Consider the following 25,828-nt stretch of genomic DNA (forward strand, 5'->3'; position numbering starts at 1 on the left):
GGCGCGGCAGCATGAGACCGCTCCCGACGCGCTGTCCGGCTTCACCGTCGGCGTCACCGCCACCCGCAGGCGCGAGGAGTTCGGCGCGCTGCTCGAACGGCGCGGCGCCCGCGTCGTGAGCGCCCCGGCGATCCGGCTGGTGCCGCTCGCCGAGGACTCCGGTCTGCTGGCCGCCACCCGGTTCACCCTGTCCGGGCCCGTCGACGACGTGGTGGTCACCACGGGCGTGGGCTTTCGCGGCTGGATGGCCGCCGCCGAGGGCTGGGGCCTGTCGGCCGACCTCGGCCTCCACCTCGCCCGGGCCCGCATCCTCACCCGCGGCCCCAAGGCCAGGGGCGCGGTGCGCGCCGCCGGGCTGGACGACCACTGGACCCCGGCCACCGACTCGTGCCTGGAGGTCAAGGAGCACCTCCTGGCCCAGGACCTGCGGGGCCGCCGCATCGCGGTGCAACTGCACGGCGAGCCGCTGACCGAGTTCGTCGCGGACCTGCGCCAGGCGGGCGCCGAGGTGATCGAGATCCCGGTCTACCGGTGGCTGCCCTACCGCGACACCTCGCTGCTGCGCCGCCTGATCACCCAGACGATCTCCGGCGCGGTCGACGCCGTCGCCTTCACCAGCGCGCCCGCCGTGCATGCCATGCTCAACGCGGCCCGCGCCGAGGACCTGGAGGAGCCGCTGCTGGCCGCGTTCGGCGACCGGGTGGTGGCGGCCTGCGTCGGGCCGGTCACGGCCGGTCCGTTGACCTCGCGTGGCGTGCGGACCCTGCAGCCGGAGCGGGCCAGGCTGGGCGCGCTGGCCCGCGCGCTGGCCAGGCACCTGCCCGAGAACGGCGTCACCCGGCTGGTGGCGGGCGGGCACCGGCTGGAGATCCGGGGCCACGCCGTGGTGGTCGACGGCGAGCTCAGGCCACTGCCGCCCGCGCCGATGTCGGTGCTCAAGCGGCTGGCCGACAAGCCCGGCCACGTCGTCTCCAGGGCCGAGCTGCGCACCGTCCTGCCGGGCAGCCTGGCGAGGGACTCCGCCGAGCACGCGGTCGAGATGGCCATCACCCGGCTGCGCCGCGCCCTCGGGGCCGTCGGCATCGTCGAGACCGTCGTCAAGCGCGGCTACCGGCTGGCCTGCTCGCACGGGGCAGGCCTGTGACGCCGACGCTCGTCCTGGCCGCCCACGGCACCCGCGCCGAGGCGGGGGAGCGGACCCTGTCCGATCTGGCCGGCGTGGTGCGCGCCGCCCGCCGGCGGCACCGCGTCGAGCTGTCCTACCTGGAGATCAGCCGGCCGCTGCTCGCCGACGTCCTGTCCGCCACGCCCGGCCGCGCCGTCCTCGGCTCGGCCGCGTGCGCCGTGCCCGGTCCCGTCGTCGTGGTGCCGCTGCTCCTCACCGGCGGCTACCACGTGCGCGTCGATCTGCCCAGCGTGATCGCCGAGCACCGCCCCGACGCGCTCGTCGCCCCGCCGCTGGGGCCGCACCGGCTGCTCACCACCGCACTGGCCCGCCGGCTGGCCCACGCCGGGCTGCGTTCCGCGGACGCGGTCGTCCTCGGCGCGGCGGGCTCGTCGGACCCGGCGGCGCTGGCCGACGTACGGGCGGCGGCCCACCAGCTGGCCGTGCGGCTGTCGCGGCCGGTCACGGCGGCCTTCGCCTCGGGCGGCGCCCCGTCGCTGGACGAGGCGCTGGAGCGGGTGAGGCCGGGCCCGGCCACCCGGGTGGCGATCGCCTCCTACCTGCTGGCTCCGGGCTTCTTCCACGACCGGCTCGTCGTGGCCGGCGCCGACCTGGTGAGCGAACCCCTGGGCGCGGACCCGGACGTGGCGGCCCTGGTCTGGAGGCGCTTCGACGAGACGGCGGCGGCCCTGGCCGGCCGGGCGGTGAGCGCCTGACGGCCGTCCCGGCATCCTGCCGTCCTGCCGTCCCGGCGGCCCGGCGTCCCGCCGACGGCCGGCACGCGGCTGGATCGCGGGCGGATTGGATCGCGGGTGGATCGCGCGCAGCCGTACGGGAAGGTCAGGCCGGTTGGGACGCGGGCTCCAGGCGCAGCTCGCGGACGATCTGCTCCGCCGCCGCGTCGGGCGGCGGACCCGCCTCGGCGCCCACGAACATCGCGATGTAGGCGTGGTGGAAGCAGCCCGCGAGCAGCAGCCGGGCGGTCGCTACCGGGTCCACGCCCGGCAGCACCCGGCCGGCGCGCTGCTCGGCCTCCAGGTAGGAGGCCAGCGGGACGATCTCCGCCATCGGCCCGAGCCCGTGGTCGCGCAGCGCCTCGCGGAACCGCACGGTCACGCTGGGTGAGGTGAAGGCGGGCAGCGCGGCCGACTGCACCTCGAGGTAGTAGTCGATGCCCGCCCGCACGATGGGGATCAGGTTGTCGGCCACCTTGCCCTGCCCCACCCGGTTGCCCAGGTCGTGCAGGACGCTGATCCAGAAGGGGAGGCGGTATTGCAGGAGCGCGAGGAAGTGGTCCACCGACCCGCCCGGGCGCTCGTTCCTGACGGAGAGAGCCATCTCCAGGACGCGCCGCCTGGCGTCCTGACTTCGCTGGTGCGGGTCTACATGGGAGGTCGCCATGAGTTGGCCTAACGTGCGCAGTCACATGGGCAGGTTCGGCGCGGGATCGCGGTGGTCAGCGAACGTCCGCCTCCAGGGCTTGGATCGGGGCTCCAACTTGGTGCAAGTTTGTACGGTCCCCGATTATTACCTGAAACCCGCAAAAAATCCGTCAAAATGACTGCAAGTTAGCTGTCAGTGTCGGTGTCCCGGTGCCTCAGGTAGCGCTCGAACTCCGCCGCGATCGCGTCACCACTGGCCTCGGGCAGCTCGGCGGCGTCCTTGCGCTCCTCGAGCTCCTTGACGTATTCGGCCACCTCGCTGTCCTGGGACGCGAGCTCGTCGACGCCGCGCTCCCACGCGCGGGCCTCCTCGTCGAGGTCGCCGAGCGGCATCGGGATCTCCAGCACGTCCTCCAGGCGGCGCAGCAGCGCCACCGTGGCCTTGGGGTTGGGCGGCTGCGCCACGTAGTGGGGGACCGAGGCCCACAGCGAGATCGCGCTCAGGCCGGCCTCGCCGAACGCGTGCTGCAGCACGCCCACGATGCCCGTCGGCCCCTCGTAGCGGCTGAGCTCCAGGTTGGTCGAGCGGGCCAGGCCCTCGTCGGTGGCCCCGCCGATGATCGGCACCGGCCGGGTGTGCGGGGAGTCGTTGAGCAGGGCGCCCAGCATCACGGCCAGCTCCACGCCGAGCTCGCGGCAGACGTCGATGATGTCGGCGCAGAAGGAGCGCCAGCGCATGTTGGGCTCGATGCCGCGCAGCAGCACCACGTCGTGGTCGAGGCCCGGCGGCCGGGCGTGCAGCAGCCGGGTCGTCGGCCAGACGATCGACCTGGTCAGCCCGTCACCCATCTCCACGACCGGGCGGGTGACCTGGAAGTCGTAGTAGTCGTCCGGATCGAGTGCCACCAGGGGCTCGGCCTTCCAGGCGGACTCGAGATGGGCGATCACACCGCTCGAAGCCTCGCCCGCGTCGTTCCACCCCTCGAACGCGGCAATCAGCACCGGATCGACGAGCTCGGGGAGCCCTTCGAGCTCGATCACGTGTCGCCTCCTGTCTCCTCCGTCGCGCTAAGCCTATGCGGTGAGGAGGCGCTCATGTCACGCAGTGACGACGATCAGTGGCGCCCGCCGGAGGTGGTGTGCGCGATCAGCACGTCACAGGCGGCGCGGTGGGTCACGGCGGACGGCACGGAGCCGAGCAGCCGCCCGGCCAGGCTGTTGAGCCCGCGGTTGCCCACGACGAGCAGATCGGTGTGGTGCCGGCCGGCCAGCGAGATCAGCACGTCGACCGGATCGCCCTGCTCGGCGGCGAGGACGACGTCGGTGGCCCCCGCGGCCGCGGCGTGCTCGCGCGCGACGCGCAGCGCGTCGCCGGCAGGGGTGGAGCCGTTGACGAGGCGGAGCCGTCCGTGCCCGCCAGGACGGTGCGATAGGCCATCGGAACCCCAATTGGACGTGATGTTCAATTGTCTGTCCGCAGAATAGCGTTCCCGGGCAGCCGATAGGCTTGGGCGCATGAGCAGCCGTCCGTCGTTCCGCGAAGTCCTGTCCCAGCGCGTGATCGTCGCCGACGGGGCGATGGGGACGATGTTGCAGGCCCAGGATCCGACCATGGACGACTTCCAGGGGCACGAGGGCTGCAACGAGGTGCTCAACGTCACCAGGCCCGACATCGTGAGCGGCGTCCACGACGCCTACTTCGCGGTGGGCGTCGACTGCGTGGAGACCAACACCTTCGGCGCCAACCTCGCCGCGCTGGCCGAATACGACATCGGCGAGCGCGTGTACGAATACTCCGAGGCCGGCGCCCGCATCGCCAGGGAGCGCGCCGACCACTGGTCGACACCCGGGCAGCCGCGTTTCGTGCTCGGCTCGATGGGCCCCGGCACCAAGCTCCCCACCCTGGGGCACCTGCCCTACACCAGACTGCGCGACGCCTACCGCGACAACGCGGCGGGCCTGATCGCGGGCGGCTCCGACGCGCTGATCATCGAGACCTGCCAGGACCTGCTCCAGGTCAAGGCCGCCGTCATCGGCGCCAAGCGGGCCATCGAAGCGGCCGGGCGCGACGTGCCGATCATCGCCCAGGTGACGATCGAGACCAACGGCGCGATGCTGCTCGGCTCCGAGATCGGCGCCGCGCTCACCGCGATCGAGCCGCTCGGCGTCGACCTGATCGGCCTCAACTGCGCCACCGGCCCCGCCGAGATGAGCGAGCACCTGCGCTACCTGTCGCGCCACTCCAGGCTGGGCCTGTCGTGCATGCCCAACGCGGGCCTGCCGGTGCTGACCTCCGACGGCGCCTACTACCCGCTCAGCGCCGAGGAGCTGGCCGGCGCCCACGACACCTTCACCCGCGACTACGGCCTGTCCCTGGTCGGCGGCTGCTGCGGCACCACGCCCGAGCACCTGCGCCAGGTCGTCGAGAGGGTGCACGGCAGGGATCCGGTGGCCCGCCGTCCGCACCCCGAGCCGGGCGCCTCCTCGCTCTACCAGACCGTCCCGTTCCGCCAGGACACCTCCTACCTCGCGATCGGCGAGCGCTGCAACACCAACGGCTCCAAGGCCTTTCGCGAGGCCATGCTCGAGGGCCGCTGGGACGACTGCGTCGAGATGGCCCGCGAGCAGGCGCGCGGCGGCGCCCACATGCTCGACCTGTGCGTCGACTACGTCGGCCGCGACGGCGTGGCCGACATGAAGGAGCTGGCCTTCCGCCTGGCCACCGCCTCCACCCTGCCGATCATGCTCGACTCGACCGAGTCCGAGGTGCTGCGCGCGGGCCTGGAGATGCTCGGCGGCCGCGCGGTGGTCAACTCGGTCAACTTCGAGGACGGCCGCGGCCCCGGCTCCCGCTTCCACAAGACGATGACCGCCGTCCGCGAGCACGGCGCCGCGGTCGTCGTCATGTGCATCGACGAGGAGGGCCAGGCCCGCACCGCCGAGGACAAGGTCCGCATCGCGGGCGAGACCATCGACACGCTGGTGAGCGACTGGGGCATGAAGGTGCCCGACATCATCGTCGACTGCCTCACCTTCACCATCGCCACCGGCATGGAGGAGAGCCGCCGCGACGGCCTGGAGACCATCGAGGGCATCCGCCGGCTCAAGCGGCGCTACCCCGAGGTGCAGACCACGCTGGGCCTGTCCAACATCTCCTTCGGCATCAACCCGGCCGCGCGCATCGTGCTCAACTCGGTGTTCCTCAACGAGTGCGTCAACGCCGGGCTCGACTCGGCGATCGTGCACGCCTCCAAGATCCTGCCGATGTCGCGCATCCCCGACGAGCAGCGCCAGGTCGCGCTCGACATGATCTACGACCGGCGGCGCGAGGGCTACGACCCGCTGCAGCGCTTCATCGACCTGTTCGAGGGCGTCGACATCGCCGCCCTGCGCGGTGGCAAGGCCGCGGAGCTGGCGGCGCTGCCGCTGTGGGAGCGGCTCAAGCGACGCGTCATCGACGGCGAGAAGAAGGGCCTGGAGGACGACCTCGACACCGCGCTGGAGCAGCGGCCCGCCCTCGAGATCATCAACGACGTGCTGCTCGACGGCATGAAGACGGTCGGCGAGCTGTTCGGCTCCGGGCAGATGCAGCTGCCGTTCGTGCTGCAGTCGGCCGAGGTGATGAAGACCGCCGTCGCCTACCTTGAGCCCCACATGGACCGTGTCGAGGGCGAGACCAAGGGCCGCATCGTGCTGGCCACGGTCAAGGGCGACGTGCACGACATCGGCAAGAACCTCGTCGACATCATCCTGTCCAACAACGGCTACGACGTCGTCAACCTCGGCATCAAGCAGCCGGTCTCGGCCATCCTGGAGGCGGCCGACGACCAGAAGGCCGACGTCATCGGCATGTCCGGGCTGCTGGTGAAGTCGACGGTGGTCATGAAGGAGAACCTCGAGGAGATGAACTCCCGGGGCATCTCCGAGCACTACCCCGTGCTGCTCGGCGGCGCCGCGCTGACCCGCGCCTACGTCGAGCAGGACCTGGCCGAGCTGTTCCGGGGCGAGGTCCGCTACGCCCGCGACGCGTTCGAGGGCCTGCGGCTGATGGACTCCTTCATGGCGGTCAAGCGCGGTGTCGAGGGGGCCGCGCTCCCGCCGCTGCGCGAGCGCCGCGTCAAGTCGGGCGCGGTGCTGCGGCGCACACCGGTCGAGGAGCTTCCGGCCCGCTCCGACGTGGCCGCCGACAACCCGGTGCCCGAGGCGCCGTTCCACGGTGACCGCATCGTCAAGGGCATCTCGCTGAACGAGTACGCCGCCTTCCTCGACGAGCGAGCCCTGTTCCTCGGCCAGTGGGGGCTCAAGCCGACCAGGGGCGGCAGCGGGCCCGACTACGACGAGCTGGTCGAGACCGAGGGACGGCCACGGCTGCGGATGTGGCTCGAGCGCATCCAGACCGAGGGCCTGCTGGAGGCGGCCGTCGTCTACGGCTACTTCCCGTGTGTCAGCGACGGCGACTCGCTCGTCATCCTCGACGACACGGGCGGCGAGCGCACCCGCTTCACCTTCCCGCGCCAGCGGCGCGACCGCCACCTGTGCCTGTCCGACTTCTTCCGCGGCAAGGACTCCGGCGAGGTCGACGTGGTCGGCTTCCAGGTGGCCACGATGGGCGGCAGGATCGCCGAGGCGACGGCCGAGCTGTTCGCCAAGGACGCCTACCGCGACTACCTCGAGCTCCACGGCCTGTCGGTGCAGCTGACGGAGGCGCTGGCCGAATACTGGCACGCGCGGGTCCGCTCCGAGTGGGGGATCGGCGGCGACGAGTCGCTCGACGACATGCTCAAGGTCAACGTCCGGGGCTGCCGCTACTCCTTCGGCTACCCGGCCTGCCCCAACCTCGAGGACCAGGTGCAGCTGTTCCAGCTGCTGGAGCCGGAGCGCATCGGGGTCACCCTGTCGGAGGAGTTCCAGCTGCATCCCGAGCAGGCCACCTCCGCCCTGGTCGCCCACCATCCGGAGGCCAAATACTTCAACGTCTGACCGCCGCGAGGGCCCCCGGCATCCGCCGGGGGCTTTCGCGACGGCGCTCGCGTGACAAACAGATCGGGGGATGCATGGAAGCGGTCTTCTTCGACATGGACGGCCTGCTGGTCGACACCGAGAAGGTGTGGCTGGAGATCGAGACCGTCGTGATGGGGCGGCTCGGCGGCGAGTGGACACCCGAGCACCAGGTCCATCTCGTCGGCGGCTCCATGGAGCGCACGGTCGGCTACATGCTGGCCGTCTCCGGTTCGTCGGTCGCTCCCGAGACGCTGCGCGAGTGGATGGTCGAGGGCATGGTCGAGCGGCTGTCCGACGGGGTGCGGCTCATGCCGGGCGCCGCCGAGCTGCTCGACGCCCTGCGCGACGACGGTGTCCCGGTCGCCCTGGTCACCTCGTCGCTCAGGGAGATCGCCGACGCCGTGCTCAAGGACGTCGGCCGTGACCGCTTCGACCTCATCGTCACGGCCGACGACGTCACCCGCACCAAGCCCCACCCCGAGCCCTACCTGACCGCCGCGCGCCTGCTGGACGTGCCGCCGGTGCGCTGCGTGGTGCTGGAGGACTCACCCAACGGCGTCGCCGCCGCTACGGCCGCGGGCTGCGCGGTGGTCGCCGTCCCCGGCCTGCTCCCCATCGACCCGGCGCCGAGGCGATGGGTCGTCCCCTCGCTCACCTCCGTCGAGATCCCCCACCTGCGCACCCTGATCGGGCCCTGAGCGCGTCCCCTAAGGGCCCCTAGGGGGCAAGTGGTCCCTGCGGAGGACCTGCTCCGGGCGATGCGCGTGCCAGGATGGAGATGTAGTCGACATGAGGGACGGCCCGAAATGACTTTCGATCAGATCGCGTGGTTGCCGCTGTGCGCCGGCGTCACCATCGCGGGGTTGGTGCTCAGCTTCCTGGCCTTCAAGCGCAGAGGGGTGACGGCGGGGCTGCGGACGACGGCGTGGGCGCTGCTGCCCCTGGCCGCCTACCTCACGGGCGCCCTGCAGAGCCTGTGGACCGTGGGCGCCACCCTCATCGGGTTCGTCACGGGCCTTGTCTTCAACCCGCTCGTGTGGTCGGGTGTCGCGTTGACGGGTCTTTCCGTGGTGTTGTTCGTGGTGTCCGGGGTTCTGCGCGGCAGGCAGACGGCCAGGGCCGACGGGCCCGGCAAGGCCAAGGAAACCCGGCGGCCGGCCGAGGGCGCGCCGGCTCCGAAGGGCGCGGCGGCGGCCTCGGCGGGCAAGCCTGCGGTGGAAGCGCCGAAGAAGCGGACGAATGACGATGACTTTTCCGACATCGAGGAGATCCTCCGTCGCCGGGGGATCGGATGAGAAGTCTTATGTCACGATTCTGGGACGTAACCAGGACTGGCCGTACACATTCACACCAAGATCGATACGAATGAGTTTCACGTCAATCACAGTTAAGCCACATAGCTGCCCGAGGGGCTAGTCAGCGCAGCTCAGGCCATACATCCTGCCTCCTGGGGTCGCGATCCGCGCTCCCGTCAGATGACACGGACAACGTCGTCCGGAAACCAGGGGGCAACCAGGCATGACCGCACCGCTAGACGTATCCGGCTCCGCGGCGGAGGCGCATCCGGAAGCCGTGCTCGTGGGAGCGGGCAAGGCCATCCAGGGACGCTCGCTCACCCGGATCGCCTGGATGCGGTTGCGGCGTGACAAGATCGCCCTGACGGGCGGGATCACCGTGATCCTGCTGATCCTCGTGGCGATCTTCTCCACGCCGATCATCGCCGCCTTCGGGCACCCGCCGCTGGAGTTCCACCAGGACCAGATCGACCAGAGCACCCTCCTGCCCAAGGGCGCCTTCGGCAGCATGAGCTGGGAATACCTGCTCGGCATCGAGCCGGTCAACGGACGCGACATCTTCAGCCGCATCGTGGCCGGCGCGGGAGTCTCGCTGCTGATCGGCTTCATGGCGACGATCCTGTCGGTCGTCATCGGCACCACGCTCGGCGTGATCGCCGGCTACTTCGGTGGCTGGGTCGACCAGATGATCGGCCGCATGATGGACGTCTTCCTCGCCTTCCCGCTGCTGGTCTTCGCCATCGCGCTGGCGGGCGTCATTCCCGACAAGGGGTTCGGCCTGGAGGGCAACGCACTGCGGATCGCGATGCTGATCTTCATTATCGGGTTCTTCAGCTGGCCCTACATCGGCCGTATCGTCCGCGGCCAGACCCTCTCGCTGCGGGAGCGGGAGTTCGTCGACGCCGCACGCAGCCTCGGAGCCCGCAACGGCTACATCCTGTTCCGCGAGATCCTGCCCAACCTGATGGCGCCCATCCTCGTCTACGCGACGCTGCTGATCCCGACCAACATCCTGTTCGAGGCGGGGCTCTCCTTCCTGGGCGTCGGCATCAACCCGCCGACTCCCACGTGGGGCGGCATGCTCTCGGAGGCGGTGCGCTTCTACACCCTGCCGCACTTCGTGCTCTTCCCCGGTCTGGCGATCTTCATCACCGTTCTGGCCTTCAACCTGTTCGGCGACGGGCTGAGGGACGCCTTCGACCCGCGGGCTCACTGACCTTTGCCAACGCTCCATCGCCCATGCTCCATCGCCAACGCTCCATCCCCATCTCCACTGATCAAGGGGTTAGTAAATGAGAAGGAAATCCGCACTGGCAGCGGCCGCGACAGCGGCCCTTGCCCTGGTGCTCTCCGCCTGTGGCGGCGGAGGTGGCGGCACAGCCCAGCAACCCGCCCAGTCGGCGTCGGGCGGCGCGGCGCAACCCGCCTTCAACGCCGGCCTGACCTCGGTGTACAACCCTTCGACCAAGAAGGGAGGCACGCTGAAGGCGGCTCACTCCTCCGACTGGGACAGCCTTGACCCGGGCGACACCTACTACGGCTACTCGTTCAACTTCGGCCGGTTCTACTGGCGGACGCTGACGATGTACAAGCCCGGCCCCGGGCCGGAGGGCAACACGGTCGTGCCCGACCTCGCCGAAGGACTGGGTGAGCCCAGCGACGGGGGCAAGAGCTGGACCTACAAGCTCAAGAGCGGCCTGAAGTACGAGGACGGCACGCCGATCACCGCCAAGGACGTGGCCTACGCGGTGGCGAGGAGCTTCGACAAGGAGACCTTCCCGCACGGCCCCTCCTACCTCAACGAGCTGCTGGCCTGGCCGAAGGACTTCAAGGGCGTCTACAAGACCCCCGACGCCGACTACAGCTCGGCCGTCGAGGCGAAGGACGACCAGACGGTCGTCTTCCACCTGAACAAGCCGTTCTCGTCGATGGACTACGTGGTCCAGATGCCGATGACCGCTCCGGTGCCGAAGGACAAGGACACGGGCGCCAAGTACAAGGAGAAGGTCATCTCCTCGGGCCCGTACAAGTTCGAGACGAACGAGATCGGCAAGCAGTTCGCGCTGGTCCGCAACGACCAGTGGGACCCGGCCACCGACCCGAACCGTCCCGCGCTGCCGGACCGGATCGAGGTCCAGCTCAACGTCAACGCCGATGACCTGGACAACCAGCTCATCGCGGGCAACATCCACCTGGACATCCCCGGCACCGGTCTGCAGCCGGCCGCCCTGGGCAAGGTCCTGCCCGACCCGGCCCTGAAGGCCCGGACGGACAACCCGACCATCCCCAGGCTCTGGTACGTCTCGGTCATCCCGGACAACCCGCCGCTGGACAACATCAACTGCCGCAAGGCCGTGATGTTCGCCGCGGACCGCGTCGCCAACCAGACCGCCTACGGAGGCGAGGTCGCCGGTGGCGAGATCGCCACGAACGTGATGCCGCCGCCCATCGTCGGCCAGGAGAAGTTCGACCTCTACGCCTCCGAGGGCAACAAGGGCGACGTGGCCAAGGCCAAGGAGGCGCTCGCCGCCTGTGGCCAGCCGAACGGCTTCTCCACCACCATGGTGTTCCGCGCCGACCGCCCGCGTGAGAAGGCGCTGGCCGAGGCGATGGAGCAGGCGCTGGCCAAGGTCGGCATCAAGCTCACGCTCAAGGGCTTCCCGGCCTCCAGCTACTTCTCCGACTACGCCGGCAACACCGCGTACGTCAAGAAGAACGGCGTCGGCCTGGCCGGCCACGGCTGGGGTTCGGACTGGCCCGACGGTTACGGCTTCATGCAGGCCATCGTCGACAGCCGCACCATCCGCGACGCGGGCAACTACAACCTCAGCGTCAAGAACCCCGAGGTCGACAAGCTCATCGACCAGGCCTCGGCCGAGCTCGACGCCACCGCCCGCGGCAAGCTTTGGGTCGACGTCGACAAGAAGGTCATGGAGGACGCCTCCATCCTTCCGGTCGTGTGGGCCAAGGCGCTGCTGATGCGCGGCCAGGGTGTGACGAACATCGCCTACAACGAAGGCCAGAGCATGTACGACTACATCCTGCTCGGCGTCGAGTGACCAGGCGAGGTTCGGGGATCTAGCGAAGGCAGGTGAAGGCAGGGGTGGCCCGCCCGGAGACGGGCGGGCCACCCGGCCGGACACGGTGTTCACATACATCATCAGGCGTCTGATCGGCGCGGTCGCCATGCTGGTCGTCATCAGCATGGTCACCTTCGGCATCTTCTTCGTCGTGCCGCAGTGGGCGGGCGCCACGCCGGAGGCCATGGCCTCCCGCTACGTCGGCCGCGCCGCGACACCGGAGACCGTGCACCTGGTCGCCGAGCGGCTGGGCTTCAACGACCCGGTGGTCGTCCAGTACGGCCGGTTCGTCAAGGGGCTCGTCACGGGCGCCGAGTACGACTACGGGGCCGGGGTCGAGCAGTGCCCGGCGCCCTGCTTCGGCTACTCCTTCATCAGCGGACAGCCGGTCTGGCCGGATCTGGTCGACCGCCTGCCGGTGACGTTCTCCCTCGCCCTCGGCGCGGCCCTCATCTGGGTGCTGGCCGGAGTGAGCGTGGGCGTGCTCTCGGCGTTGCGCCGCGGCAGCTTCTTCGACCGGTTGTCGATGGGCACCGCGCTGGCCGGAGTGTCCCTGCCGATCTTCTTCACCGGCATGATCTCGCTGGTGATCTTCAGCTACGGCCTGGGCTGGACACCACCGGGCGGCGCGTGGACCGACCTGTCGGAGAATCCCGCGCAGTGGGCCTACAACCTGCTGCTTCCGTGGATCACGCTGGCGTTCCTGTTCGCCGCCGGCTACGCGCGTCTCACCCGTGCCGGGATGCTGGAGACCATGGGCGAGGACTACATCCGCACCGCCCGGGCCAAAGGCCTGCGCGAGCGTGACGTCGTGGTCAAACACGGCCTCCGGGCTGCGCTGACGCCGATCCTCACCCTGTTCGGCATCGACTTCGGCCTGTTGATCGGCGGCGCCGTGCTCACCGAGACGACCTATACTCTGCCCGGACTCGGCCAGTTCGCCATCTTGGCCATCAGGAACCAAGACCTTCCCCAGGTCATGGGCGTGGTCCTGATCGCCGCCTGCTTTGTGGTGGTGGCGAGTCTGATCGTCGATCTCCTGTACGCGTGGGTCGACCCGAGGGTGAGGCTGTCGTGAGCTTTCTGGACGTCAAGGATCTGAAGATCCACTTTCCCACCGACGACGGGGTGGTCCGGGCCGTCGACGGCCTGTCGTTCAGCCTTGAGCGCGGTGAGACCCTGGGCATCGTGGGCGAGTCGGGCTCGGGCAAGAGCGTGACCAGCCTCGGCCTGCTCGGGCTGCACAAGGGCGGCCGGGCCAAGATCTCAGGGGAGATCTGGCTCGACGGCGAGGAGCTCGTCGGCGCCACGGCCGAGCACGTCCGCACGCTGCGCGGCAGGAAGATGGCGATGATCTTCCAGGATCCGCTGTCGTCGATGCACCCCTACTACACGGTGGGCCACCAGATCATCGAGGCCTACCGGATCCACCACCAGGTCTCCAAGGCCGTGGCCAAGAAGCACGCCGTCGACCTGCTCGGGCGCGTGGGCATCCCCGAGCCGGACCGGCGCGTCGACTCCTACCCGCACGAGTTCTCCGGCGGCATGCGCCAGCGCGCCATGATCGCGATGGCGCTCTCGTGCGACCCCGAGTTGCTCATCGCCGACGAGCCGACCACCGCGCTCGACGTGACCGTGCAGGCCCAGATCCTCGACCTGATGCGTGACCTGCAGCGAGAGTTCAACTCCGCGCTGATCATCATCACCCACGACCTTGGCGTGGTGGCCGAGCTGTCCAACGACATCCTGGTCATGTACGGCGGCAAGTGCGTCGAGTACGGCTCGACCGACGACATCTTCTACCGTCCCGAGCACCCCTACACCTGGGGTCTCCTCGGATCGATGCCCCGGCTCGACCGGGAGCCCACCGAACGGCTCCTGCCGATCAAGGGCAGCCCGCCCTCCCTGATCAACGTCCCGTCCGGGTGCGCCTTCCACCCTCGCTGCCCCTACGCGGAGCTGACGCAGGGCAAGTCGAGCACCGAGGTGCCCGCGCTGGCCGAGAGCGGTGGCGGCCACCTGGTGCGCTGCCACCTGGGCAAGGCGGAGCGGCGAAGGCTGTGGGAGACCGAGATCAAGCCAGTGCTGGAGACTCAGTGAGTGAGAACGAGCCGCTTCTGTCCGTCCAGGACCTGCAGAAGCACTTCCCGGTGATGAAAGGCCTGCTGAAGCGGCAGGTCGGGGCCGTCAAGGCGGTCGACGGGATCAGCTTCGAGGTGTTCAAGGGCGAGACGCTCGGCCTGGTGGGGGAGTCGGGCTGCGGCAAGTCGACCACGGGTCGCCTGGTGACCAGGCTGCTGGAGCCCACGGGCGGGAAGATCGTCTTCGAGGGCACCGACATCAGCCACCTGAGCCAGGGCAAGCTCCGGCCGCTTCGCCGCGACATGCAGATGATCTTCCAGGATCCCTACTCGTCGCTCAACCCGCGTCACACGGTCGGCGCCATTGTCGGAGCTCCGTTCCGCATCCAGGGCGTCCACACCGACCACGGCGTCAAGAAGGCCGTCCAGGACATCCTCGAGCTGGTCGGCCTCAACCCCGAGCACTACAACCGCTACCCGCACGAGTTCTCCGGCGGGCAGCGGCAGCGCATCGGCATCGCCCGCACGCTGGCGCTCAAGCCCAAGCTGATCATCGCCGACGAGCCGGTCTCCGCGCTCGACGTGTCCATCCAGGCCCAGGTCGTCAACCTGCTGGAGGACCTGCAGAAGGAGCTGGACCTCACCTACGTGGTGATCGCGCACGACCTGTCGGTGGTGCGGCACATCAGCGACCGGGTCGCGGTCATGTACCTCGGCAAGATCGTCGAGGTCGCCGACCGCAAGCGGCTGTACAACGCGCCGATGCACCCCTACACCAACGCCCTGCTGTCGGCGGTGCCGGTGCCCGATCCCAAGGCGCGCGCCGGACGGGAGCGCATCCGCCTCACCGGCGACGTGCCGAGCCCGCTCAACCCGCCGCCCGCCTGCCGCTTCCACACCCGCTGCTGGAAGGCGCAGGAGATCTGCAAGACGGTCGAGCCGCCGCTGGAGCAGCTGGCCTCCGGCCACCAGGTGGCCTGCCACTTCCCGGAGAACACCTCTGGCGCGCCCGCCGCGGAGGCGAAGCCGGCCACCGCCTGAGTCGCCGCCTGCCCCGCCGTGCGAACCGCGGGGCGGGCGCCCGCTCACCGCGCGGCCGGATCGGCGCGGTCAGGACATGGCGCCCGGCGTGATCAGCCCCGTCTCGTAGGCGAGCACCACGGCCTGCACGCGGTCGCGCAGGCCCAGTTTGGTCAGCACGTTGCCGACGTGCGTCTTGACCGTCGTCTCGCTCACCACCAGCTTGGCGGCGATCTCCGCGTTGGACATCCCTTTGGCGATCAGCCGCAGGACCTCGAGCTCCCGCTCGGTGAGCCGGTCGACCCGAGCCGGCGCCGGCTGCTCCTGGGCCGACGGCAATCTGGCCGCGAACCGGTCGAGCAGCCGGCGGGTCACGCTCGGCGCGACGATCGCGTCGCCCGCCGCCACCACCCGGATCGCCTGCACCAGCTCGTCGGGCGGGACGTCCTTCAGCAGGAACCCGGACGCCCCCGAGCGCAACGCCTCCACGATGTACTCGTCGAGGTCGAACGTCGTCAGCACCAGCACCTTCGGCACGTGCGCCGCGGGAGTCGCCCGAGCCCCGTCGCGCACGATCCGCCGCGTCGCCTCGATGCCGTCGACCCCGGGCATCCGGATGTCCATCAGCACCACGTCCGGCAGCAGCGCCCTCGTCTGCTCCTGCGCGGCCTTGCCGTCACCCGCCTGCCCGACCACCGTGATGTCCGGCTCGGCCTCCAGGATCAGGCGGAAACCGGTGCGCAGCAGCGGCTGGTCGTCCACCAGCAGCACTCTGATCGTCATTGTCCGTCCTTCAAGGGGAATCTTGCCCGAACCTCGAAACCGCCCCCGGATCGCGGACCGATGCTCAGAAACCCACCATAGAGGGCCACACGCTCGCGAATCCCCACCAAACCATGGCCTGGCCCCCCGGGCAGGGGGCCGCCGCCCCGTCCGTCGTCCTCCACCCTGACGTCCAGCTCGTGCGGCTCATGCCGTACGGTGACCACCGCCCTGGCTCCGGCCCCCGCGTGCCGCAGGCTGTTCGTGAGCCCCTCCTGGACCAGCCGGTAGGCGGCCAGGTCGACCCCGGCCGGAATCGGCCCCGGCTCGCCGCCGATGGTCAGCCTGGTCTCCAGGCCGGCCTCGCGCATCTGCTCCACCAGCGCCGGCAGGTCCCGCATGCCCGGCTGCGGGCCCAGCTCAGCACGGGCGTCGGTGCGCAGCACGCCGACGATGTTGCGCATCTCGGTCAGCGCCATCCGGCCCGTGTGCTCGATCGCCGACAACGCCTCGTGGGCCAGCTCGGGGTCGGAGGCCAGCACGCGGCGTGCGGCCGAGGCCTGGACGGTCATCACGCTGACATGGTGGGCCACCACGTCGTGCAGCTCGCGGGCGATCCTGGAGCGCTCCTCGGCCCGGGCCGCCCGGGTGTCGGCCGCGTGCGCCCGCTCCAGCCGGGCCGCGCGCTGCTTCAGCTCCTCCAGGTAGGCGCGGCGCAGCCGGAGGCTGCGTCCGGCGCCCCAGACCGCCACGAGCACCACGGCGGCCACCAGGTGGTCGCTCCATCTCGTTCCGGCGATCGGGCCCGCCACCGCGCTCACCACGTAGACGACGATCGACAGCGTCAGCGCGCCCAGCGCCATCGCCAGGCCGCGGTAGGAGGCCACCGAGTAGAGCAGCACCAGCCCCGCCATCCCGGCCATGCCCGTGCCGTAGCCGAGGCCGGTCAGCAGCGTCTCGGGCACCAGCCCGGCGCACATCGCGCCCAGCGGCCAGCGCCTGCGCACCGCGACCGGCGCGCACGCCAGCAGTACCAGAGCCACTCCGAACACGTCCGGCGAGCGCATCCCCTCGACGAACAGCCCCTGCATCCGCAGCTGCTCAGGGTCGTAGACGACGAACAACGTCACCGAGGCCGCGGCCACCACCACGGCGAGGACCGTGTCGTGGAACAGAGGCCGGCCGATCCGCATCGCATCACTGTAGGTCCAGGTGAGAGCCTGAAACCTCCTCCCAGGGGAGGAATCGGGTCTTACAGCTCGTCGGTCGCCGAGCGGCGGTTGCTCCTGACCGTGTCTCCCGGCTCGCGGTCAGGCACCGGGGGAGGGGTGCCGCCGAACTCGGGGCACAGCGCCTGGTGGTCGCACCAGTCGCACAGGCGGCTGCGCCGCGCCCGCCACTCGCCCGACTCCAGCGACCGCTCGATCGCCGCCCACAGCGCCCGCACCTTTCGCTCGGTGGCCAGCAGATCGGCCTCGTCCGGCGCGTAACGCAGCACCTCGCCGCCGCCGCCCAGGTAGACCAGCTGCAACAGCCTCGGCACCCGGCCGCGCAGCCGCCACAGCACCAGCGCGTAGAACTTCATCTGGAACAGCGCCTTGGCCTCGAAGTCGGGACCCGGCGCGCTGCCCGTCTTGTAGTCGACGACCCGGACCTCACCGGACGGTGCCACGTCGAGCCGGTCGACGTAGCCCCGCAGCATCAGGCCGCCGTCGAGCACCGCCTCGACGTAGAGCTCGCGCTCGGCCGGCTCCAGCCGCGTCGGATCCTCCAGCGTGAAGTAGCGCTCCAGCATCGCCCGCGCCTGGGCCAGCCACTCGGCCTGCTCGCCCTCGTCGGCGAACATCCGCGCGTAGGCCGGATCGTCGTCCAGCAACCGCCGCCACTGCGGCTCCAGGAGCTCCAGCGCCGCCTCGACCGACCGTCTGGGGGCGGGCAGGTCGTAGAGCCGCTCCAGCACCGCGTGGACCACCGTGCCGCGCACGGCCGCCTGCGACGGTTTCTCCGGCAACTGGTCGATCACGCGGAAGCGGTAGAGGAGAGGACAGGTCATGAAGTCGCCCGCCCGGGACGGGGAGAGAGCTCCGATGATCACCGGCTCGGTCAACGTCATGCACCGCACTCTAGGTGAAGTCGCCGACAGAATAGGGGTCGCGAAACCAGGATCACCTGATCCGGCGCGTAGCATCAAGGCAGCGAGAGCATGTTTCGGACGTCAAGGAGTGCGGTGAGCGAGCAAAGCCCGCGGCAGGAGTTCTCCGGTCTTCGGATGGGGAAGCCGTTCGGCATTCCGGTCTACGTCTCATGGACCTGGTTCGTCGTCGCCGCCTTCATCACCTGGATCTTCGGCGAGCGGGTGCGCGACATGCTGCCCGAGCTCGACGCCACCGCCGCCTACGCCGTGGCCTTCGTCTTCGCCGTGCTGCTCTACGTCTCCGTGCTGCTGCACGAGCTGGCCCACAGCGTGCTGGCCAAGGCCTACGGCCTTCCGGTGCGCAGGATCACCCTCTACCTCCTCGGTGGCGTCTCGGAGATCGAGAAGGAGCCGCCCACGCCCGGCAAGGAGTTCATGGTCGCCGCCGCCGGCCCGGCGCTCTCGCTCGGCCTGGCGGGCGCCGGTCTGCTCGCCGACGTCTACCTGGTCAACGGCGGCGGCATCCCCGAGGTGCTGATCTGGCAGCTCTGGGTGGCCAACCTCATCGTCGGCGTCTTCAACCTGCTGCCCGGTCTTCCGCTCGACGGTGGCCGGATGCTGCGCGCCGGGGTCTGGAAGCTCACCCGCAGCCCCGGCACCGGCACCCTCGCCGCCGCCTGGGGCGGCCGGGCGCTGGCCGTGCTGCTGGTCCTGTCGCCGTTCGCCATGTCGACGATGAGCGGGCAGGAGCTCGACTACCGCGACCTGCTGTGGCCGATGGTGCTGGCCTCCTTCATCTGGCTCGGCGCCTCCCAGTCGCTCCGCGTGGCCCGCATCCGGGCCCGCATTCCCCAGGTCAACGCCCGCAGCCTGGCCCGCCGGGCGATCCCCGTCACGGCCGAGACGCCGTTGTCGGAGGCGCTGCGCCAGGCGGGCGAGAAGAGGGCGGGCGCGCTGGTCGTCGTCGACCACGAGGGCCGCCCGGTCGCGATCGTCAACGAGGCGGCCGTGCAGGCCACCCCCGAGCACCGGCGTCCCTGGGTCGACACCGGGTCCATGGCCAAGTCGCTGGAGCCGTCCATGGTGCTGGCCGCCGACCTGGAGGGCGAGGCGCTCATCGAGGCCATGCGCGAGACCCCGGCGGGCGAATACCTTCTCGTGGAGCGGGGCGGCGAGATCTACGGAGTGCTCGCCACCGCCGACGTCAACCGGATCTTCACCGGCGTCTGATTTGTCCCACTCGAATATGCGGCAGCCCCCGGCTAGTGTCGTATCCAGTGATCAGGCCGGTGCGGCGGGGCCCGATCGTACCCCGGCGGTTCAAGGATGCGACGACTGGCCGATAGTGTTCGGTTTGGCCAAACTTGCACACTGAAGGGGTTTGTTGTGGTCCACCGTTTCGCCGAAATGGTGACGGGCCGACCGCGACACCACCTCGTCGTCTGGGTATGCGTATGGCTGGTGGCCGTCACGGCAGTGCGGGTGCCGTGACATCGCCGGCTTCCGGGGAGGAGAGTTGAGTGACCGAGCGCAGCGAGGGCACCGATGAGCGCGGCACGATGGTCATGAAGGAGGACTCATGACCGGCCGGGGCTTCGGGACGGTCCGTCCGCTTCCCGGAGACGGGCTGGTCGCCTACATGGGCGGGCTGCTGCTGGTGTGCGACGCGTCCGAGGCGGCGGCCGACGGCCTGCTCCAGGCGCTGCGCGAGACCGCGGCCTCCGGCGGTGACGGCCGGGCGCTGGCCCGCCGCGCCGCCCAGGTGCTCGCCGCCAACATGACCGGCGACCCCGCCACGTGCGCGGTCGCGGGCCCCGTCGGCGACGGCGTGGCCGTCCTGGTCAGCGGTTCGGCCGCGGCCACGGTCACCAGCGCGGGCGGCGAGACGCGCCTGGCCGGCAGCGACTCCCTGACCTGGGCCGACCGGCTCATCGGCGGCCCCGTCGAGCGCGTCCGGCTCAGCCTGCCCGGCGCCGGTGAGCCGCACCCCGCGGTCGGCTTCGAGGGCGGCGTGGTGCACGGTGGCGGCCTCGCGGGCGACTTCAGCGACCGGGTTCCCGCCCCGTCCAGGCCGCTCACCAGCGAGATGCCCAACACGGCGCTGCACATGGAGCCCGACCTGATCCAGGCGCCCCCGGAGCGTCCCGCGGTGCAGATGGCCCCCTACCCGATGTCCGGCGACCAGCCGCCCACCCCGCAGGGCCCGCCTCCGGGCCTTCCGTCGGGCCCCCAGGCGGTGCCGTCCCTCGTGGAGCAGCCGCCCTACCCGCCGCCGCAGGAGCAGCCCCAGCAGAGCCCGTTCCCCTCCTATGACGAGCCCGCCCCCTCGGGCAACGGCACCACCCCGGAGCACTACGAGCACCCCGGCCCCCCGGAGCGGTTCGACCAGCCCGAGCGCCACTTCGAGCCCGGCCCGCCGCTGATGGGCCCGCCCGACCACTTCGACCCGCCGGGCCCGCCTCCGATGGGGCAGCCCGACCACTTCGACCAGCCCGGCCCTCCGTCGCAGGAGCAGCCCGACCACGGCGACCGCCCCCTGGTCTACGGGGTCGACTGCAAGAACGACCACTTCAACGACCCGCGCGTGCCCTACTGCGCGGTGTGCGGCATCGCGCTCGTCCAGCGCACGCTCGTCCCCTACAAGGGCCCGCGCCCCTCGCTCGGCGTGCTCATCCTCGACGACGGCACCGCGCTGCCGCTGGAGAGCGACTACCTCCTCGGCCGCGACCCCGAACGCGCGCCCGAGGTGGCCGGGGGCACCGCCCGGCCCGCCAAGGTCACCAGCCCCGACGGCTCCGTCTCCCGCCGTCACCTCCGGGTGGCCCTGGACGGCTGGGACGTCAACCTGGTCGACCTCGGCTCGGTCAACGGCACCCAGATCCAGCCGCCGGGCGACCCCAACTTCTACGACATCCCGCCCAACGAGCCCGTCACCATCGTCCCCGGCACCACCGTGCGCGTCGGCGTCTCCCGCACCCTGCGCTTCGAGCCCCACCGCGGCTGACCTTCGCCGGGGTGCCGGCTACCGCCGTCGGCGGCAGTGTCCGTGCGCACTGCTCGCGCGGAGCCTGCCCGGCGCGCTCCGGCCGGGAGCTGTCGTCTCCAGCGGGGAGCGTCCTTGGCACGGCGCCTTCAGGAGCTGTGGTCTCCAGCGGAGAGCGTGCCCGGCACGGTGCTCTTCTGGTCAGGAGCCGTCGGTCTCCAGCCGTTCGCGAAGGCGTCTGAGCCACCATCCGGGAACCGTGACCAGCGAGACGCGCAGGAACACGAGCGCACCGGTCGCGATCGCGCCGATCAGAAGCGGCTGCCACACGATGGAGAAGGCCGTGCCCAGCAGGATGGCCAGGCCCGCGCCCGTGTAGGCGCCGAGGAAGGCGGCCACGCGCAGTCCCCACGCGTTGTCGCGGCCGGCTCCCGCGGCGAAGTCCACCACGCTGCGAAGCAGCCGGGTCTTGCCCTGCCGCTCAGGTGCCGCGTCGGCGGATCGGTCGATGCGGGTGACCAGCAGGCGCCGGGTGATCCTGCGCAGCCCGGAGCTCAGCACGAGCGTGATCGCCACTCCCAGGCCGGTCCCGAAGGCGATGGTCAGGGCGAGGCCCAGCACCGTCCCCAGAAGTGGCCCCCTCTGGTGGCCGATGTGCAGCAGCTGAGGTAAAAGCAGCCCCAGAAGCGCGCCCGCCCCACCGGAGATCATCACGCCCGTGAGGACGACGCACAGGTCGGCGGCCGAGCGGAGGAGCTCGACGACGGTGAGCCACCTGTCGTGATCGGTCTGGACCGTCACCTTCCGGTTGCGGATGGAGGCGACCAGGTGCGCGCGCCTGATCAGGCCCAGGCTGTAGCGGACGCCGATCACCAGGCGGGAGACGGGCCGGGCGTTCTCGCCGTTCAGGATCTCCTGGAGCTCCGGATACCACTCCTCGTCATGGAGCGGGCCGCGCATGGCCTCGGGGAGCCTGCGGCGGGCGATCGACAGGAGGACGACGGGGATCCTGTCGAGCTGCCCCCTGATCTCCTCGTTGACGAGATCGGCGAGGACGGCCCCGGCGAGCGTGGCGAAGAAGGCGACAGAGGCCGTGAGGAGGCTCATGCGCGCCCGCTCTCGGGCCGGGGGAACCGGCGGGTCACGGGACCCGGCGTGATGCGGGCGCTCAGCTCCGCCAGCTCCTGCCGGGCGGAGATCGCCCCTTGAGGCGTGAAGACGTAGAAGCGCCTGGCGGGGCGGCCCTCGGCGCTCGGATCGACCGGCTCACGATGGCCTTCGATCCAGCCGGCCGACTCCAGGCGCGCGAGGATCGGATAGAGGGTGCCGCTCGGCACCCTTGCCAGCTTCATGAGCTCGAAGCCGTAGCGGGGCTCGTCGAGGTCGTCGAGGAAGATCCGGAGCACCCTGGCCACAGTCGTGGTGATCCGTACATCCGATGCCATGACGGGAATCTACATAGGGTGGGAACCGGCCGCAGCCCTCCGCGAGGTGACTTCTCCCTGTCCCGGCGAATAACAATCGCCTATGAATGATCGAATACCCGCTATATCGGTTCTTGGGTGAAATGTGCTGAGTTATGGTGTGGTGGGGTTCCCGTCCCCGCTGACCGCTCGCGGGGGTGCCCGCGCGGGCCGTGAGCGGCCAGCGGTGATTGGGATCGTCGGCCTGGACTGGCGCGCGCCCGCCTCCGGTTGGCGGACTTGCGTTGGGGCCGCGGGCCGGCCTTGCGTCAGCCCGGCCGCCGGGCGTCAACCTGCCCCTCGCCAGGCGTCAGCCTGCCCCTGGGTGTCAGTCTGCCTCCGGCCGATGTCAGCCCAGCCCCAGGCCGTCAGCCTGCCCCGGCCAACGCCCGCGCCGATGCCGGGTGCCTGCCTGGGCGATGTTCGCGCCAGCCGTCCGCGCCAGCCGTCCGCAGCAGTCTCCGCGCCGGTCTCGGCGCCGGTCTCGGCGGCCGTCGGTCGCGCTGGTCGTCGGGGACGGTTCGCCTCCGGCCTCGCGTCTGGCGATGGCAAAGACGGTGGCAAGGGCGACAGGTTTGCCATTCCTCTTGGCGTTTCACACGTTTCTTTGAGAAAGCCGTACATGAATATAGAAAATCTCCAGTGCCGTGACATGAAAATGGCCTTCGTGAGGATTCTCCGCGTCGTGATCGCCGTCCCGGCGGTCGGCCCGTTTCCGGTGATCCGGCCGACACGAATCGAGCGCGCGGGGGGCGGCCTCCGGGTGTCAGGCGTGGACGAAGGCGTGGACGCCGCGTAACTGCCGCACCGCGGCCTCCAGCCCGCTGGCCGCCTCCAAGGCCCGGCCCGCCGCGGTCGCGAAGCGGCTCAGCAGGTCCTCGTCGCGGTCGCTGAAGACGCGGCCGGCGACCCAGAGGAGCGCGTGGTCGCGGGTGGCCAGGGGCACCGGCGTCGCCAGGAAGCCTGGTTCGCCCACCGACGGGTCCCGGGTCAGGAGCATGGGCGCCGGCGACGCCGCCAGCGTCTTGAGCACCCCGGACTCGGCCAGCCACGGGCGCACCCGCAGCGGATCGCCAGGCGGGGTGAGCACGTGGACGGCGTGGGCCGTCTCCCGGAGCGCGTCCGCGCGCACGAAACCCGCGTAGGTGGTGCCCGTGACGGCGGCCGCGGTCCGGGCCAGCCGGTCGATCAGTCTCGTGGCGTCCAGGCAGGAGAACGAGGTGATGAGCTCGTGCATGGCCACGTCGATACGGTTGCTAGGCATCGCGGTGTCCCGGCGGAGGCGGTGAGTTCGCGCAGCCCGATCACGCGAATCTCAGGGTCGGAGACCCGGAGTATTCCTCGCGCGGGGACGCTTGACCAGACCTCAACCGGAAATCGGGATTATTGTCGTATTTCGGACAGGTCGTGCGTCCTTAACGGGGGCGCAGGCGTACCCACTCCACGTCGTCGGCCCGTGTACCGTCCGGCCTGGGGAACAACTCCCGGAGCACGGACTCCCGGCTGAACCCGGCACGTTCCAGCACTGCCTGGGAGGCGGTGTTGGCGACGTCGGTCCCCGCCACGATCCGGTGCAGCACCGTGTTGGCGAACGCCCAGTCGGTCAGCAGCCGCACCGCCCGCGTCATGAACCCCCGGCCGCGGAAGGCGGACCGCAATGAGTAGCCGATCATGGCCTGCCCGAGCACCGGCGTGACCTGCATCAGTTGCAGGTGCCCGGCGAAGGCGCCGGAGGCGGCGTCCCTGACCGCCACCTCGATCCGCTGCCCCGAGGCCCACCAGTAGCCGGTGTAGCGGCAGCGGCGCCGGTCCTCCTCCAGGGTGGTGGCCGGCCCCAGTTTGTACTCGGCCACGCTCGGCTCCGCCAGCATCCGGTGGAAGTCTCCGGCGTCATCGGGGGCCAGCGGCACGAGGAGCACCACGCCGTCGGAGAGCTCCCCGCCCTCGAACGGCGGCAGGTAGGGAGGGGCGCTCTCGCCGGAGTCGTGGGCGAGCCGGGCGAAGATGATGAAGTCGGTGCGGCTGCCGTCGCGCAGCAGCTTGGCGTCGCGCCTGCGGCCCTCCTCGGTGAAGCCCGCCTTGCAGGCGACCCGCAGGCTGGCGATGTTCTCCACCATCGCCTGGAGCTCCACCCGGTGGACGCCGCGGTCGAACAGCCATTCCGCGACCGCCCGCGCGGCGGTGCTCGCCACACCCTTGCCGCGCGCCCACGGCGCGACCAGGTAGCCCATCTCCACCGTGCCCTGCTCGTCGGGCTCCGAGACGCCGACGGCCCCCACGTAGCGTCCGTTCTCGGTGATCGCGAACTCCGCGCCGCCGCATTCCCACTTCGCGGCGGCCGCCGCCAGGTAGGAGTGCGCGTCGCGCAGCGTGTAGGGCGCCGGCAGGGTGGGCAGGAACTCGGCCGTCACCGGGTCGTCGCAGGTCATGACGATCGACTCGGCGTCCACCCCGGCCGGGGCGCGCAGCACCAGCGAGCCCGAGGAGATCACTTCACGCGGGAACATCCCTCATAGATATCGCGCGTCTGGACGCGCTCGAAAGCCCTATAACCTTGCCGACATGGGTTTCCGCAGGCATGGGCCGTTCCAGGCGGGGGATCAGGTGCAGCTCACCGACCCCAAGAACAAGCGTCACACGATCACGCTCAAGCAGGACGGCGTCTTCCACACGCACAAGGGCGCCATCCCGCACAGCGACCTGATCGGCCGGCCCGAAGGCTCCGTGGTGCGTTCCTCGGGCGGCACCCAATACCTCGCCTTCCGCCACCTGCTGCAGGACTACACCCTCGCGATGCCGCGCGGCGCGGCCGTGATCTACCCGAAGGACGCCGCGCAGATCGTCGGCATGGCCGACATCTTCCCGGGCGCCCGGGTGATCGAGGCCGGTGTCGGCTCCGGCGCGCTGACCTGCTTCCTGCTGCGCGCCGTCGGTTCCGAGGGCCGGGTCACCTCGTACGAGCGCCGCCAGGACTTCGCCGACGTCGCCCGCGCGAACGTGGAGAAGTTCTTCGGCGCCGAGCCGGGCGGCCCGGTGGACAGCTGGCGGCTGGTCGTCGGCGACCTCGTGGCCTCGATCGACGAGATCGACGTCGACCGTGTCATCCTCGACATGCTCGCTCCCTGGGAGTGCGTCGACGCCGCGGCCAAGGCCCTCACCCCCGGCGGTGTGATCTGCTGTTACGTGGCCACGACCACCCAGTTGTCCAAGACCGTGGAGGTCATTCGCGATCACGGGAGTTTCACCGAGCCCCATGCGTGGGAGACCCTGGTTCGCGACTGGCATGTCGAAGGCCTCGCCGTACGACCCGACCATCGGATGATCGGGCACACGGGGTTCCTCGTCACCGCCCGCCGCATGGCGGACGGCGTGGCGCCCCCGCCGCGTCGCAGACGACCGAAGGGAACCACCGAGGAACTATGACAATTTGGCCACGAGGGTGCGTTGGTGCGTGACACGGGA

General features: G+C 70.6%; 23 protein-coding genes. 13 read left to right on the forward strand and 10 right to left on the reverse strand.

The annotated features are described in order from the left end of the window. Together AB0C16_RS09720 and AB0C16_RS09725 are read left to right on the forward strand one after the other, a co-directional pair. Window positions 1-1,144: uroporphyrinogen-III synthase (locus AB0C16_RS09720; protein WP_357680817.1), on the forward strand; the 1,144-nt coding region annotated here is incomplete at its 5' end. Further along, on the forward strand, window positions 1,141-1,881 hold the full coding sequence (locus AB0C16_RS09725; RefSeq protein WP_357680819.1) for a CbiX/SirB N-terminal domain-containing protein: 741 nt from the start codon (window positions 1,141-1,143) through the stop codon (window positions 1,879-1,881). The genes AB0C16_RS09720 and AB0C16_RS09725, both read left to right, overlap by 4 nt. A gap of 124 nt (window positions 1,882-2,005) precedes the next feature. Here the strand turns inward: AB0C16_RS09725 and AB0C16_RS09730 are convergent, their stop codons facing one another. The 3 genes from AB0C16_RS09730 to AB0C16_RS09740 all read right to left on the reverse strand — a co-directional run bounded on the left by AB0C16_RS09730 (window position 2,006) and on the right by AB0C16_RS09740 (window position 4,013). Next, window positions 2,006-2,503 carry a hypothetical protein gene (locus AB0C16_RS09730; protein WP_357680820.1) on the reverse strand — a complete coding sequence of 166 codons (498 nt, stop codon included), beginning with the start codon at window positions 2,501-2,503 and terminating at the stop codon, window positions 2,006-2,008. Between the two features lie 230 nt (window positions 2,504-2,733). Continuing rightward, entirely contained in the window at window positions 2,734-3,588 is an 855-nt protein-coding gene (locus AB0C16_RS09735; protein ID WP_357680822.1) for a PAC2 family protein, read from the reverse strand. Window positions 3,589-3,662: 74 nt separating this feature from the next. Further along, entirely contained in the window at window positions 3,663-4,013 is a 351-nt protein-coding gene (locus AB0C16_RS09740) for a universal stress protein (RefSeq protein WP_357680824.1), read from the reverse strand. A gap of 49 nt (window positions 4,014-4,062) precedes the next feature. On the opposite strand from AB0C16_RS09740, the gene metH reads away from it, so the two are divergent. The 8 genes from metH (at window position 4,063) to AB0C16_RS09780 (ending at window position 15,045) form a co-directional block, all read left to right on the forward strand. Beyond that, window positions 4,063-7,527 (forward strand): methionine synthase, encoded by a 3,465-nt coding sequence (gene metH, locus AB0C16_RS09745; protein ID WP_357680826.1) that lies wholly within the window; start codon window positions 4,063-4,065, stop codon window positions 7,525-7,527. Between the two features lie 74 nt (window positions 7,528-7,601). After that, window positions 7,602-8,246, forward strand: coding sequence for an HAD family phosphatase (locus AB0C16_RS09750; RefSeq protein WP_357680828.1), 645 nt, complete (start codon window positions 7,602-7,604; stop codon window positions 8,244-8,246). A 108-nt stretch (window positions 8,247-8,354) separates the two neighbouring features. Beyond that, window positions 8,355-8,843, forward strand: coding sequence for a cellulose synthase (locus tag AB0C16_RS09755; RefSeq protein ID WP_357680830.1), 489 nt, complete (start codon window positions 8,355-8,357; stop codon window positions 8,841-8,843). A gap of 223 nt (window positions 8,844-9,066) precedes the next feature. Beyond that, entirely contained in the window at window positions 9,067-10,059 is a 993-nt protein-coding gene (locus AB0C16_RS09760) for an ABC transporter permease (RefSeq protein ID WP_357680832.1), read from the forward strand. Between the two features lie 76 nt (window positions 10,060-10,135). Then, window positions 10,136-11,902 (forward strand): ABC transporter substrate-binding protein, encoded by a 1,767-nt coding sequence (locus AB0C16_RS09765; RefSeq protein WP_357680834.1) that lies wholly within the window; start codon window positions 10,136-10,138, stop codon window positions 11,900-11,902. Between the two features lie 85 nt (window positions 11,903-11,987). Beyond that, entirely contained in the window at window positions 11,988-13,001 is a 1,014-nt protein-coding gene (locus AB0C16_RS09770; protein ID WP_357680836.1) for an ABC transporter permease, read from the forward strand. Beyond that, window positions 12,998-14,023, forward strand: a complete 1,026-nt coding sequence (locus AB0C16_RS09775) for an ABC transporter ATP-binding protein (protein ID WP_357680838.1) — start codon at window positions 12,998-13,000, stop codon at window positions 14,021-14,023. Before AB0C16_RS09770 ends, AB0C16_RS09775 begins: the two co-directional genes overlap by 4 nt. A gap of 53 nt (window positions 14,024-14,076) precedes the next feature. Then, a complete protein-coding gene (locus tag AB0C16_RS09780) occupies window positions 14,077-15,045 on the forward strand; it encodes a dipeptide ABC transporter ATP-binding protein (RefSeq protein ID WP_357681223.1) in 969 nt (322 codons plus the stop codon). 69 nt (window positions 15,046-15,114) lie between these two features. Here the strand turns inward: AB0C16_RS09780 and AB0C16_RS09785 are convergent, their stop codons facing one another. From AB0C16_RS09785 to AB0C16_RS09795, 3 genes are read right to left on the reverse strand one after another with little or no spacing between them, the layout of a single operon-like run. Beyond that, the gene (locus tag AB0C16_RS09785) at window positions 15,115-15,807 is read right to left on the reverse strand and encodes a response regulator transcription factor (RefSeq protein ID WP_357680840.1); all 693 of its coding nucleotides are present in this window, start codon (window positions 15,805-15,807) and stop codon (window positions 15,115-15,117) included. Further along, window positions 15,804-16,979, reverse strand: a complete 1,176-nt coding sequence (locus AB0C16_RS09790) for a histidine kinase (protein ID WP_357680842.1) — start codon at window positions 16,977-16,979, stop codon at window positions 15,804-15,806. Before AB0C16_RS09790 ends, AB0C16_RS09785 begins: the two co-directional genes overlap by 4 nt. A 59-nt stretch (window positions 16,980-17,038) precedes the next feature. Beyond that, the gene (locus AB0C16_RS09795; protein ID WP_357680844.1) at window positions 17,039-17,899 is read right to left on the reverse strand and encodes a RecB family exonuclease; all 861 of its coding nucleotides are present in this window, start codon (window positions 17,897-17,899) and stop codon (window positions 17,039-17,041) included. Window positions 17,900-18,013: 114 nt separating this feature from the next. Here AB0C16_RS09795 and AB0C16_RS09800 point away from each other — a divergent pair, with 114 nt between their 5' ends. Both AB0C16_RS09800 and AB0C16_RS09805 read left to right on the forward strand, forming a co-directional pair. Then, window positions 18,014-19,150 (forward strand): site-2 protease family protein, encoded by a 1,137-nt coding sequence (locus tag AB0C16_RS09800; protein WP_357680846.1) that lies wholly within the window; start codon window positions 18,014-18,016, stop codon window positions 19,148-19,150. 349 nt (window positions 19,151-19,499) lie between these two features. Beyond that, window positions 19,500-20,924: an FHA domain-containing protein gene (locus AB0C16_RS09805; RefSeq protein WP_357680848.1), complete on the forward strand. Its 1,425-nt coding sequence runs from the start codon at window positions 19,500-19,502 to the stop codon at window positions 20,922-20,924. A 180-nt stretch (window positions 20,925-21,104) separates the two neighbouring features. Here AB0C16_RS09805 and AB0C16_RS09810 read toward each other — a convergent pair whose 3' ends face one another. From AB0C16_RS09810 to AB0C16_RS09825, 4 genes are all read right to left on the reverse strand, one after another. Then, entirely contained in the window at window positions 21,105-22,010 is a 906-nt protein-coding gene (locus tag AB0C16_RS09810; protein ID WP_357680849.1) for a hypothetical protein, read from the reverse strand. Beyond that, window positions 22,007-22,348, reverse strand: a complete 342-nt coding sequence (locus AB0C16_RS09815; RefSeq protein ID WP_357680851.1) for a helix-turn-helix transcriptional regulator — start codon at window positions 22,346-22,348, stop codon at window positions 22,007-22,009. The genes AB0C16_RS09810 and AB0C16_RS09815 overlap by 4 nt, the downstream gene beginning before the upstream one ends. A gap of 784 nt (window positions 22,349-23,132) precedes the next feature. Next, window positions 23,133-23,630, reverse strand: a complete 498-nt coding sequence (locus AB0C16_RS09820) for a hypothetical protein (RefSeq protein ID WP_357680853.1) — start codon at window positions 23,628-23,630, stop codon at window positions 23,133-23,135. Window positions 23,631-23,781: 151 nt separating this feature from the next. Further along, a complete protein-coding gene (locus tag AB0C16_RS09825; RefSeq protein WP_357680854.1) occupies window positions 23,782-24,873 on the reverse strand; it encodes a GNAT family N-acetyltransferase in 1,092 nt (363 codons plus the stop codon). 55 nt (window positions 24,874-24,928) lie between these two features. Here AB0C16_RS09825 and AB0C16_RS09830 point away from each other — a divergent pair, with 55 nt between their 5' ends. After that, on the forward strand, window positions 24,929-25,789 hold the full coding sequence (locus AB0C16_RS09830) for a tRNA (adenine-N1)-methyltransferase (RefSeq protein WP_357680856.1): 861 nt from the start codon (window positions 24,929-24,931) through the stop codon (window positions 25,787-25,789). Window positions 25,790-25,828 lie beyond the last annotated feature (39 nt).

Origin of the sequence: Nonomuraea sp. NPDC048916 (assembly GCF_040649575.1) — a bacterium.
In the GTDB taxonomy this organism is placed as follows: Bacteria; Actinomycetota; Actinomycetes; order Streptosporangiales; family Streptosporangiaceae; genus Nonomuraea.

Excerpts from the sequence above, each read along its gene's own strand:
- AB0C16_RS09730 (WP_357680820.1), bottom strand. The coding sequence starts at position 2,503 with ATGGCTCTCTCCGTCAGGAACGAGCGCCCGGGCGGGTCGGTGGACCAC.
- metH (WP_357680826.1), top strand. The coding sequence starts at position 4,063 with ATGAGCAGCCGTCCGTCGTTCCGCGAAGTCCTGTCCCAGCGCGTGATC.
- AB0C16_RS09750 (WP_357680828.1), top strand. The coding sequence starts at position 7,602 with ATGGAAGCGGTCTTCTTCGACATGGACGGCCTGCTGGTCGACACCGAG.
- AB0C16_RS09755 (WP_357680830.1), top strand. The coding sequence starts at position 8,355 with ATGACTTTCGATCAGATCGCGTGGTTGCCGCTGTGCGCCGGCGTCACC.
- AB0C16_RS09760 (WP_357680832.1), top strand. The coding sequence starts at position 9,067 with ATGACCGCACCGCTAGACGTATCCGGCTCCGCGGCGGAGGCGCATCCG.
- AB0C16_RS09765 (WP_357680834.1), top strand. The coding sequence starts at position 10,136 with ATGAGAAGGAAATCCGCACTGGCAGCGGCCGCGACAGCGGCCCTTGCC.
- AB0C16_RS09780 (WP_357681223.1), top strand. The coding sequence starts at position 14,077 with ATGAAAGGCCTGCTGAAGCGGCAGGTCGGGGCCGTCAAGGCGGTCGAC.
- AB0C16_RS09785 (WP_357680840.1), bottom strand. The coding sequence starts at position 15,807 with ATGACGATCAGAGTGCTGCTGGTGGACGACCAGCCGCTGCTGCGCACC.
- AB0C16_RS09790 (WP_357680842.1), bottom strand. The coding sequence starts at position 16,979 with ATGCGGATCGGCCGGCCTCTGTTCCACGACACGGTCCTCGCCGTGGTG.
- AB0C16_RS09795 (WP_357680844.1), bottom strand. The coding sequence starts at position 17,899 with ATGACGTTGACCGAGCCGGTGATCATCGGAGCTCTCTCCCCGTCCCGG.
- AB0C16_RS09805 (WP_357680848.1), top strand. The coding sequence starts at position 19,500 with ATGACCGGCCGGGGCTTCGGGACGGTCCGTCCGCTTCCCGGAGACGGG.
- AB0C16_RS09810 (WP_357680849.1), bottom strand. The coding sequence starts at position 22,010 with ATGAGCCTCCTCACGGCCTCTGTCGCCTTCTTCGCCACGCTCGCCGGG.
- AB0C16_RS09815 (WP_357680851.1), bottom strand. The coding sequence starts at position 22,348 with ATGGCATCGGATGTACGGATCACCACGACTGTGGCCAGGGTGCTCCGG.
- AB0C16_RS09820 (WP_357680853.1), bottom strand. The coding sequence starts at position 23,630 with ATGCCTAGCAACCGTATCGACGTGGCCATGCACGAGCTCATCACCTCG.
- AB0C16_RS09825 (WP_357680854.1), bottom strand. The coding sequence starts at position 24,873 with ATGTTCCCGCGTGAAGTGATCTCCTCGGGCTCGCTGGTGCTGCGCGCC.
- AB0C16_RS09830 (WP_357680856.1), top strand. The coding sequence starts at position 24,929 with ATGGGTTTCCGCAGGCATGGGCCGTTCCAGGCGGGGGATCAGGTGCAG.